The 11,515-nt window shown below is 52.8% G+C and carries 7 protein-coding genes; 2 read left to right on the forward strand and 5 right to left on the reverse strand.

From position 1 onward, the window contains the following. Nucleotides 1–204 precede the first annotated feature (204 nt). On the forward strand, nucleotides 205–2,838 hold the full coding sequence (locus tag TX85_RS17530; RefSeq protein WP_233500788.1) for a LuxR C-terminal-related transcriptional regulator: 2,634 nt from the start codon (nucleotides 205–207) through the stop codon (nucleotides 2,836–2,838). Nucleotides 2,839–3,422: 584 nt separating this feature from the next. Here the strand turns inward: TX85_RS17530 and TX85_RS17540 are convergent. From TX85_RS17540 to ftsE, 5 genes are all read right to left on the reverse strand, one after another. Continuing rightward, nucleotides 3,423–4,754, reverse strand: a complete 1,332-nt coding sequence (locus tag TX85_RS17540) for a PDZ domain-containing protein (protein ID WP_044480979.1) — start codon at nucleotides 4,752–4,754, stop codon at nucleotides 3,423–3,425. A 97-nt stretch (nucleotides 4,755–4,851) separates the two neighbouring features. Then, entirely contained in the window at nucleotides 4,852–6,321 is a 1,470-nt protein-coding gene (locus tag TX85_RS17545; protein WP_044480980.1) for a S41 family peptidase, read from the reverse strand. A 332-nt stretch (nucleotides 6,322–6,653) separates the two neighbouring features. Further along, nucleotides 6,654–7,862: a murein hydrolase activator EnvC family protein gene (locus tag TX85_RS17550; RefSeq protein ID WP_044480981.1), complete on the reverse strand. Its 1,209-nt coding sequence runs from the start codon at nucleotides 7,860–7,862 to the stop codon at nucleotides 6,654–6,656. 70 nt (nucleotides 7,863–7,932) lie between these two features. After that, nucleotides 7,933–8,850: a permease-like cell division protein FtsX gene (gene ftsX, locus TX85_RS17555; protein WP_044480983.1), complete on the reverse strand. Its 918-nt coding sequence runs from the start codon at nucleotides 8,848–8,850 to the stop codon at nucleotides 7,933–7,935. Further along, entirely contained in the window at nucleotides 8,840–9,526 is a 687-nt protein-coding gene (ftsE, locus tag TX85_RS17560) for a cell division ATP-binding protein FtsE (protein ID WP_044480984.1), read from the reverse strand. The genes ftsX and ftsE overlap by 11 nt, the downstream gene beginning before the upstream one ends. Before the next feature lie 443 nt (nucleotides 9,527–9,969). Here ftsE and TX85_RS17565 point away from each other — a divergent pair, with 443 nt between their 5' ends. Then, entirely contained in the window at nucleotides 9,970–11,238 is a 1,269-nt protein-coding gene (locus TX85_RS17565; RefSeq protein ID WP_044480985.1) for a CynX/NimT family MFS transporter, read from the forward strand. Nucleotides 11,239–11,515: the final 277 nt, after the last annotated feature.

Below are 11,515 nucleotides of genomic sequence, written 5' to 3' on the forward strand. Positions count from 1 at the left end.
TCAGGAAGAGGCTAACAAAATAAATGGAGTGAAAGAATTGACATTCGTTAACTTTCCTTAAAATTCTTCGTATAATCTATTCTATGATCTACTTTATTTGACGAATCTGCCTTTTTCGACACTGTCAGCAATGTAATTAATCAGATTTGCTAGGATAGAAATCAAAATGAGCGAGGTAAGTCTATGCGCCGAACGTCTAGTCCTTTGTTAAAAACTAAATTGTTCGTTCCCGAATCGAAGGACCGGCTGGTTCAGCGGGAGCGCCTGCTCCATTCGATCTCTGAGGGCTTCCGGCTGGGAAAACGCTTAATCGCTGTCGTGGCTCCAGCAGGCTACGGCAAGTCCACCCTGCTCGCCCAATGGGCCAACCATGCCGGAATGCCTTGCGCCTGGCTATCGGTTGATGCACGGGACAATGATCCTGTACGCTTCTGGAGATATTTTACCGCTTCAATAGCCTCTGCCCTGCCCGAGCAGCATCGTCAGCAGCTTGAAGCCAATTGCCAGTTGCAGGACGGGGTCTCCATCTATACTTTTTTGGACGCCCTCATTAGCGGACTGCCCGAAGAAACGGATCATAAGCATGCTTTTGCGCTTCTACTCGACGATCTTCACGAAATCACCACCCCCTCTATTCTTGAGGGATTGTCTTATCTGTTCGACTATATGCCTGATTCGATGCACGTGCTTCTGTCCTCCCGCTCGGAGCTCATGATCCCCGGTATAAAGCGGCTGGCAAATGGAGAAGCCATGGTGGTCGGCATGGGCCAGCTCCAATTCACAGCGAGCGAGACCGAGAGCCTGTTTCGCATGGTTAACGGGGAGCCGCATACAGAATGGACGTCCGCCCAGCTGGACGAGCTTCAGCGGAAGACGGAGGGATGGATTACCGGACTGCAGCTTCTCTCCTTATCGCGCCCCTTTGGCAACGACAGTCTCATGCATCTGGCCTACGACGGAGAGTCATTTATTTCCGATTATTTGTTCCAAGAGGTTTTACATCTGCTTTCTTCCGATTTGCATGATTTCCTTCTTCGGACCTCCGTGCTGTCTAGAATGGACGCTCCGGCCTGCAATGCGTTGACCGGACGGACCGACGGCGGGCAGCAGTTGGAGGAGCTTCAGCGATTGAATCTGTTCCTGATCCCGCTTGATGGAACGCGGACCTGGTTCCGTTATCACCACCTGTTCGCACAGTTTCTGCAAGGCCAGCTTCGACGCAGGGATGAGAAAGCGTATGCTGCAATGCACCGAGCAGCCGGGCTGCATTTTTCTGAAATCGGTGCTATGGAGGATGCTATTGACCACTTGTTTGAAGCCGGTGAGATTATGCTCGCCATCCAGGCCCTGGAGCGACACCTGCCTGCAGCGCTCAGACAAGGGGATCTATCTACACTGTTGAATTGGTTTCGCAGAATTCCCGAGGCCTGCTCCCTGACGCTTGAGTTGTCCCTGCTTCACGCCTTCCTGCTTGTGCTGGCCGGTGATCTGGAGCGCTCCGGACGGGTATTGGAGCAGCTGGAGGAGGAAATAGACAGACTGAGCCCTTCCAGCCGGCAGGACCAGCTTCGAAGCAGCTTATTGTTCGTCCGTTCTAATTTGGTCTTTTTAAATGGGGACTTTGCAGGGTGGCTGGCCTCGAGCGAAAAGGTACGAGATCATCTCGCTCCGGACAACCCAGTCTATTACCAATTCGACTATAACCGCCAAGAGCCTTATGTCCGGCGCACCTCGCTGGGCATGAAAGGAAGGCTGTCCAAGGACACTGAAAAAGTCGGAAAATTGTTCATCGAGGTATTGGAAGGCCACGGCTGGAAAAACTCTCTGCTCCACCTGTACGTAAAGCAGTGCCTCGCCGAAGGCTATTACGAGTGGAACCGCCTGGTCGATTGCCGCGAGCTGTTGATGCAACTGCGCAACTCGGACAAGCTGCGGGAGACGCCAGGTCTGCTTATTCCGGTTCTTCTCACGGAAGCGCGGCTGCATGCTGCCGAAGGCAAGTCCGCCTTGGCTTATCACACCCTGGACGAAGCGGCTGAGGCCGCCGCGGCCTGCATTCCTGACGGGGGACGCTGGGGTCGCTATGTACGAGCCGTACGGAGCAATCTGTACTTACGGGACGGTCGATTGGGCGAGGCGAAAAAGGAACTGGCCCCATTGCATATCGGTTCCGGAAGCAAGCCGGTATACAGCCGGGAAACCGAGTTTCTCGCGTTGGTTCGGCTGCTTGGGAGGCAGCGCAAGGAGGCTGAGGCTCTGCCGATGCTCGAACTGCTCAAGCTGCAAGCGGAGCGGGAACAGCAGATCGCCTGCCGGGTAGAGATTACCTGTCTCCAGGCATTGCTGGAAGCTCAGCGGGGCCAGCGCTTGCTTGCCTTCAGCCTGATCGAGGAAGCGCTCGTTCTGGGTAAAGACAACGACTACCGCAGAACCTTTGTGGACGAAGGAGCCGATATGCAGTTGCTGCTGAAGGCTTACCTTGCTGATCGGTACAATGTGCGCGCTTCTGCTTCCGGCTCCGATCAAGGACTAGAGCAATTGGGCCCTCTCCTGGATTATGTGGAGAAGCTGATCCATGCCTTTCCTGGCACGCCAGGAATTCCTGCACATCAGAGGAGCCTCCCGGTGCTCGACCTTCTCGAACCCTTGAGCAGCAAAGAGCTTCTCCTCCTGGAGCAGCTCCGGCTCGGAGCGACCAACAAGCAGATGGCCGCAGCGCTTGGATTGACCGAAGGCACCATCCGCGTGTACTTGTCCCGTTTGTACGAGAAGCTGGGCGTATCCACCCGCACCCAGGCGCTGGTTAAAACCCAGAGCCTGCCGTTGTCGGGGAAGTAAGTAGAGGGATTGGCTGGATAGAAGGCCAGATAGAGAGTTGGATAGAGTGCTGAATAGGGAACTGGATGGGGAGCTGGATAGGTTGCTGGATTTGGGGAGTTGGTAACAGGGAGTTGGTAACGAGGAGTGGGTTGTGGGGAACTGATAATGGAGTTTGGTGGTAGGAAGCTGGTTTTAGAGAGCTGGCTTTAGCTGTTTGAGGCTCTTGTGGAGTAATTTAGTTGCGTTTGGGTCTAGACTCCTCGCATGAACTCCCGGGCCGGTAATTTTAATGCCTTTTGGCACTAAAATCGTCGCGTGAACTCCCACACAAGTAATTTTAATGCCTTTTGTCATTAAATTCGTCGCATGAGCTCCCAAGCCAGGAATTTTAATGCCTTTTGGCACTAAAATCGTCGTGAGAGTATATGAGAGTACAAGGTGCAATTTTATCGGTGAAATGAAGCCAGTGAGTGGGAAATTAGCGCTTTTAGCAGTTATGCCGTCATATGTGCTGGCGAATGAACGCAGAGTGAGCCAGCAAAGAAGCAGCCCCTGAGATTTCCACATGGATCTCAGGGGCTGCAATAATGCCGCAGCGCGGGTCAACGCGCTGCGTCGCTCGCCTCCGCCGGGGACGACCCGGCAGCGGCGGAGGCGGCTGCGCCGCCGTGGCGCACGCCCTGCGCACCGCGGCGCGGCGACAGCAGCTGCAGCAACGACAGCGGCTGCAGCTTCACAGCTACCGGCGCCTGCTCGTCCGGCGCCAGGATCACGCCGAGCTGATGATGATCGCCGGCGTATATGGCGCGCTGGAGGAACTTACTCTCGCCTGCGAGATTGCGTACCTCCAGCTTGCAGAATGCAGGCTGCATGCGCAGTGCCGCATGCAGCTCTTCCTTCGTGGGAACGGGCACGCCGTTCACACGCATAACCGTCTCGCCGGCGGCAATGCCGAGCTCGGCCGCCGGACTGCCGGGCAGCACCGCCAGCACCTTGAGCCCGCCCTGCGGGTGCACGAACAAGGGGCTCCTCTGCTGCTCCTCGAAGCGGCTGAGCACGATCAGCCCTTCATGCAGCAGAATCGCGGCCAGTGCTGCCACAAGCAGGACTGGCGTCCACCAGTGCGACGCCAGCGCAAAGGCGATGACGACCGTACCGTAGGCGAGCAGGCGCCCGGAAGTGATCCGGGCTTTCTGCTGCGGCAGCAGGCCGGTCGTCACCTCGGAGAAGCCGATGATCGCCGGCAGCGCGATGAGCGCAAAGCCGCCTTGCCAGGCTTCTCCGCCGAACAGCGGCGTCCAGGGAAGGATGCCGCCGCTTGTCTGAGCCGGGATAAGCAGCAGCAGCGGCACCGGCCACAGGCTCTGCATCTGGTATCCGCCGACAAGCTTGCCCCGCTTGCCCTCAAAAAAGAGAGGGCCTGCAAAAGAAGCAGCCTGACTTCGTACCAGCAGCCCTTCAGCCAGATGCAGCAGCCCTACCAGTACGAGCAGCGCCGGGATATTCAACTCGCGCACCACCCGGATTGCCGTTCCAATCCAGCCTTCGCTGGCGTAGCCCGGGAACAAATTCAGGATAAACTGCACGATTCCCAATAAGCCCACGGAATAAGCCAGGCAAAAATAGCGGACACGAATCATCAGCAGCAGGATCGTAACGATCCAGAGACACAGCACGCCCTCCAGTGTGAGCGTCATTCCCACAAAGGCTGAAATCAAAGAAATACAGGCGCCTGCCGCCAATCCTCCCAGCACGGTCCTCCAGGTTTGACTCACCCAATTGTGCAGTCTTGCATGGAACAATCGACGCTCAAGCAATACCTGTCTGCGGTAAATCAACATAATAACAAGGATTGAGATATAGTAAAACGGCTGCAGCAAGAGCTGCAAGCCCGTATTCAGCACCTTCCACAATGCTTCCAGTAACAGATCCAAAAGAATTCACACTCCGATCTCCGGGCAAGTTAAATTCTAACACAAGTTCAACTTGAATTGAGTCATAGACAGAAAAAAAGAAGGCTCTTTGGCCTTCTTATTTCTTCGACACCGCTGCACCGATCTCCTTCCGGATAACCTCGATTGCCCGGTTCATTTGAAGATCGTTCTTCGGATCACGGATGTGCTCAATCAACTGGCGCTCCAGAGCTGCGGCTGTCTTTTCATCAATAATCCCCGTGGCCTCCAGCTTCTGATCGCCCTGGAATTTCTTCACCGCTGCTTCGGTCGCCCGATTAAAGTAACCGTCGCTGCGGCCCGGCTCATAGCCGAGTCCCTTCAACATCACCTGAGCGCTCTTGATATCCTCACCGAGCATATCATACTTATACGTATTCTCCTTATTGATCGGAGCTACCGTGAAATAATCCGGCTGCGATACCGCAACATTCGGTTCGATCCCCTTCTTATGGATCCACTCGCCGCTTGGCGTCAGCCATTTGGCAATCGTCACCTTGAGCAGGCTGCCGTCGCCAAATTCCTTCGTGAAGCTCGTCTGCACGGTTCCCTTGCCATAAGTGGCGTCTCCAACCAGCGTTGCACCAGCCGATTCCTTAAGGGCCCCTGCAAGAATTTCGGAAGCACTGGCGCTCCCTTTATTCGTCACGACGGCGATCGGATAGGCTTTGCCTGCACCCGAGGAAAATGTCTTCTGACGTTGCTTGTTCTTATCCTCTACCTGGACAATGACCTTGCCCTTAGGTACGAACAGCTCCGTCATCTCCTCCACGATTTGCAGCACACCGCCCGGGTTATTCCGGACATCGATCACAAGACCCTTCATCCCTTGCTTTTCCAGGGCGTCCAGCTCTGTCTTGAAGCGCTCCGCCGTATTCATGGAGAACTCCGTAATTTCAATCACGCCTACTCCATCTGATTTCATCTCGGCATAGACGGTCTCTAATGCGATATCGTCCCGGATAATGGAATACTCCATCGTCGCGGATGCTCCCGCCCGCTTGACCTTGATCTTTGCTTCGGTTCCCTTCGGACCCCGAATCTTGGCAACGGCCTCATTCAGGCTGAGCCCTTCAAACGACTCTCCGTTCACCGATAACAAGATATCCTTCGGCTGAATTCCGGCCTTCTCTGCCGGAGAACCCTTGATCGGCGAGACGACAACGACATTGCCGTTCTCCATCGACACCTCTGCGCCAATTCCGCTGAAGGAGCCTTCGATCTGTTCCGAAAACTGCTGAGCCGTCTCCGGCCCCATATAGGAGGAGAACGGATCTCCAACTGCACTCATCATTCCGTCGATGGCTCCGTCAACCAGCTTCTGCCTGTCGACACCTTCGACATAATTATTTTCGACAAGCTTGAGCGCCGTTTCGATTTTTTTAATATCGTCCTTATTGGTGCTTGTCCCGGGGCTGTCGGCAAATAAGCCGCTCTGAAGCGGGCTTGTCCCGGCAAAGCTCCATTGCCCGGTCAGGGTTAATGTAAGCAGGCTGCTGACGATCATCGCACCTACTACAACTATGGCTACTGTTCGTTTCTTATACATTATTTCACCGCCTATGTTAGTCTCCTAAGTATATGTCCAGTTTCCCCACAATATAAGAGGTTGTTCAAAAAACATCTTTTGATCACGAAGTACTTCAAGTGGTTGATTCGACATCGAATCTTGCGTTCACCCTTGAAGTCCGGTACTCATGTAGGTACTGCCTACACTCCGTTCCTCCTTCTTCAGGTTCTCGCAACCTTCTCGGTGCTGAAAAGCTGACTTTTTGAACTCGCACTTATATGCCCGACCCTAAAAAAGCAATCACGAGCAAAAAACGGACAAGCCGTCTCTGCAAGACGAGTTTATCCGTTTCCATCGACTAATCTATTTTATTACAAATACGGCATCGGGTCTACTGGCGTCCCGTTAATCCGAACCTCAAAGTGGCAATGCGGTCCTGTTGAATTGCCGGTGCTTCCGACCTCGGCGATCTTCTCGCCCTTCTTGACCTGCTGCCCCTTCTCGACCTTGATCCCCCCGTTGCGGATGTGGCCGTATAGAGTCCATACATTATCGCCATGATCGATGATGACTGTATTGCCATAGCCGCTCCACCATTCGGCAACGATAACGACACCGCCAGCCGCCGCGTGAATGTCCGTTCCCTGCGGTGCGGCAAAGTCAACTCCGGTATGTTTCTTTTTCACACCCGTGATCGGATGTATTCTTGTTCCATAACCGGAAGACAGGCGTGCTCCGTCTACAGGAAGACCCATGGAACCGCCATTTCCTTTAAAGCCGGAGGAGGACTTTTTATACGTATAGACTTGGGCTGCCTTCAGCTTGTTCTTTTCCTTCTCCAATGCAGCGCGCTTGGTAGCGAGCTCAATGAGCAGCGCTTCCTGCTCCTCACTGATATCGTCGGATTCCTCGATCTCTGCATGATACTTCGCAATCAGTTCCTGCTTCTCCTGTTCCTTCTCTTCCAAAATGCTCTTCCGGTTCTCCGCATCCGCATAGAGTGCCTTGACCTTCGCATAGTCTGCTTCCAGCTGCACCTGCTGCTCATCCAGCAGCTCCTTGTCATGCTTGTGCTCGTCCAGCAAAATATGATCCTGGTTAGCGATCGCCTGCAGCGAATCCGCACGCTCCAGGAAATCCGAGAAGCTGGTCGACGACAGCAGCACATCCAGATAAGAGACGGTGCCATCGGTATACATCAGTCTCACACGGGAATCCAGCAATTCGGAGCGCTCCGCAATCCGCGCCTTGGTCTCCTCCAGTTGAACCGCAGTATCTCTCAGGCTCTGCTCGGTATTTTCAATATCTACAGAAATTTGGGCAAGCTCATTGCTGACCGCGTCCATTTGTGCCAAAACCTGCTTCAAGTATTCCTGGTTTTTATTCACATAATGCTCGGCATTTTGCTTTTTCTCAGCAGCAGCTTCCTGCTGCTTCTCGGCTTCCTTTGCCTGTTGCTGGAGCTGCTTAAGCTCCTTATCGATCTCACTGATCGTCTTCGACTTGGCCAAGCCCTCCGTAGGCTGGATGACAGCAGCGACTAAAGCGACAACGGCAACAACAGTAATCCATTTTTTCAAGTTCGTTTCCCCGTCCTTTTGTTCATCTTCTATAATCTGACCTGAATCTGACCTGCCCGGCAGCCAGCGGCTATACCTTCAAGAACTTTCGAATCGACATGGTGCTTCCCCATATTCCGATCAAAATCCCTAATCCAATCAACAGTCCGGCCAGCTTGAGATCCACTTCCTGCAATGGAACCAGCGTGAAGGCCAGCGTAATATCGGACTGCATCGTCGTAACCAACTGACCATATCCAACAAACAATAGCGCTACCGTGACGACGGAGCCGGCAACCCCGATAAGCGCGCCTTCCACGAAGAACGGCCACCTTATGAACATATTCGTTGCGCCAACCAGCTTCATAATGCCAATTTCGCGGCGGCGGGCAAGAATCGTTACACGAATCGTATTGGAAATCAGGAACATCGCCATCAGCGTAAGTCCTGCGACAAAAGCAAATCCGATATTGCGCACCATATTGGTAATCTTGAACAGCTTCTCTGTCGTTCCCTGTCCGTAACGAACCTTATAAATCGGCAGCTCGTCCGCATATTTCTCATTCAGGGCTTCAATTTTACCTGCCACATAGGGCACGGTAGTCGGTTCAATGACTTCCACCTGAAACGTATCGGGAATCGGATTGGTTGTCTCGTCATACCCTTCCAGCAAATCCTTGCCTTCTTCCCCGAGCTTTTCCCTGAAATCCTTCAGACCCTGTGACTTGGGAATCAGTGTCACCTTGCTGACTTCCGCCATCGCTGCAATATCGCTATTCACCTTCTGAAGCAATGCTTCATCCACATTCCCAGCCAGGAAAGCCTTGATCTGAACCTGACTGTCCGCCTCATCCGCGAAGGAGTTAACATTCAGCACCAGGAGAATGAATACACCCAGCATGAATAAAGACACTACAATTGACGTAATAGAGGCCAGGGACATCCAACCGTTACGGATTACGCTCTTCGCACCTTCACGGATGTGTCTGAAAAAGGTGCTAAAACTCATATCCGTATTCCCCTCTCTGCTGGTCTCGCACGATGTTGCCATGCTCAATGGCGATAACGCGCTTGCGCATCGTATTCACAATATCCCGGTTATGCGTCGCCATCACAATGGTCGTCCCCCGGAAATTGATCTCATCCAGCAGCTGCATAATTCCCCAGGATGTCTCGGGGTCAAGATTCCCTGTAGGCTCATCCGCCACAATGACGGAAGGGTTGTTAACGATCGCTCTGGCAATCGCAACACGTTGCTGCTCTCCTCCGGACAGCTGCGACGGGTCCCGGTTCGCCTTGTTTTTCAGCCCGACGAGCTCTAGCACCTCCATCGTCCGCTTCTTGATGACCTTTTTCGGCGCCTCGATCACCTCAAGGGCAAAGGCGACATTTTCAAAGGCGCTAAGCTTGGGCAACAATCGGAAATCCTGAAAAACAACGCCGATATTTCGGCGGACATACGGAATTTTTCGGGCCTTCAGCTTCCCTATATTAAATCCGTTAACAGAAATTTGGCCTTTGGTGGGCACCTCTTCACGGTAAATCAGCTTCATAAAGGTCGACTTCCCCGCTCCCGAGGGACCGACAAGGTATACGAATTCATTGCGGTCGATTTTGACAGAGACTCCCTTCAGGGCATGCGTCCCGTTCGGGTAAGTCTTCCAGATATCCTGCATTTCTATCACTAGATCACGTCCTAAACCTTGATTCCTTACACTTGGCTGTCTGCTTTAACATTCGACATGTTCGCGTCAATTCCTTTTCAAGACGAGTTATTTCTTCGATAGGCGGGGCTTTTCTGCCGCAAACGAGCGCTTTCCTCGAGTGCCGAGTCTTTTCTGCCGCAAACGATTCCTTTCACCAGTCCGATTTATATTGTAACAAATATGTTACCAGTTGAGTACCAGTAGTTTTCCAGAATTGCTATTTTAATATATTTGGAGCGCACATCAGCAGTTATTTCGTTAAATCCTGTATTGATACGTCAACTTTTCTTATGATAAGGTAGTCTCATCGCATTTCTCCGACAGAGAACGACTGGGTAGGACAATCCCGACAAGCTCGTGTCAAGAACATGACAGGCCCCCGCCAAGCGTCTCTGCGGAATATAGAGAGGAATTCATGCCAAATGTCATCTCATGATCCATCATCACAAAGAAACGCCGGTATACTGACGATAGTAGCCGTGCTATTAACCGCCGCTGTACTTCGTTCTCCATTAACAGGTGTGGGGACGCTGATTACAGAAATTCAAGCCGACACGGCTTTATCCCATACGCTGGCCGGCCTGTTGACGACGCTGCCGCTCGTTGCCTTCGCCGTATTTGCACTAGTGGCGCCAGGCCTGTCCAGCCGCTATGGCATTGAAAGAACGCTGCTCTATTCCACAGTCCTGCTAGGGGCCGGCCTTATCGTCCGCTCGCTGCCATCTATTCAGCTCCTGTTCGCAGGAACCGCCTTAATTGGCGTGGGGATCGCTGTGGCTAATGTACTGATTCCTGCCATGATCAAGCAAAGCTTTCCGCTGCGCATCGGCTTGATGACTGCTTTGTATACCTCATCCATGAATCTCTGGTCAGCAATCGCTTCGGGCATCAGTCTCCCCCTCTCCCGAAGCGGACTGGGATGGCGCGGTTCGTTGGCCTTCTGGGGGCTGTTCGCCGTTGCGACCGTGCTTGTCTGGATCCCGCTCACACGCCGGGTGCCTATGCAAGACTTGCAAACAAAGGGTATGAAGCAGCCTGCAGCCGCTGGAGGCGTGCTCACTGCGAGCATCTCCGCTCAAACGGACGGCTCCGGGCTCACTCCATCGCCTAGTCCTGCAATATGGCGTTCACCAAAGGCATGGACGATTACTTTATTTATGGGATTTCAGTCGATTATGTTCTATGTAGGCGTATCCTGGCTTCCGGAAATCTTGCATGAAAAAGGAATGAGCATGGATAGTGCGGGATGGATGCTCTCCCTGATGCAAATCCTGAGCATGGTTGGTTCGTTTTTCATGCCTTTCATCGCAACGCGAGCAGAAAGCCAAAGCTCTCTTGCCGCCTTGTCCGGCGCCTTTTTCCTGTTCGGGTTCGGCGGAATCTGGCTGGCTTCCGAAGCATGGTCGATCTTGTTCATTTCTCTGATCGGACTTGGCTGCGGTGCAACCTTCAGCCTGGTTATTCTCTTCTTCAGCCTTCGTACTCACTCAGCCAAGCAGGCCTCTCAATTATCAGCCATGGCTCAGTCTCTGGGCTACTTGCTGGCCGCTGTCGGTCCGACCCTGTTTGGATTCATTCACGACCAGAGCGGCGGCTGGAGTATTCCGCTTGCTACGATTACAGCCATGTCCGTGATCACGATTCTTCTGGGCTTTATCGCCGGCAAAAAAGGCCGGATTTCCGAGCTTTAATTGCTCAAAATGCAACTATTACGATAAAGTGTGAGCCGATTGGGAGATTAACTGTATTTCCTGCAACTATTACCCTTCATTTAGTGGAGAATGACATCAACATATCAATATAAATGCCTTTCATACAACTAGCTCTACATTTGCAGCCTTTTGTTAGAGCTTTAATTGCAGTTTCTACAACTAAGCAATTAAAGAATTAATCAACATAGATTTTTTGGACGCCCCATGCAAAAATCCCCGGCTCCCTTCGTGAAAGAGGGACCGGGGATTCTTGTTC

The organism is Paenibacillus antibioticophila (assembly GCF_000455265.1).
Lineage (GTDB): Bacteria > Bacillota > Bacilli > Paenibacillales > Paenibacillaceae > Fontibacillus > Fontibacillus antibioticophila.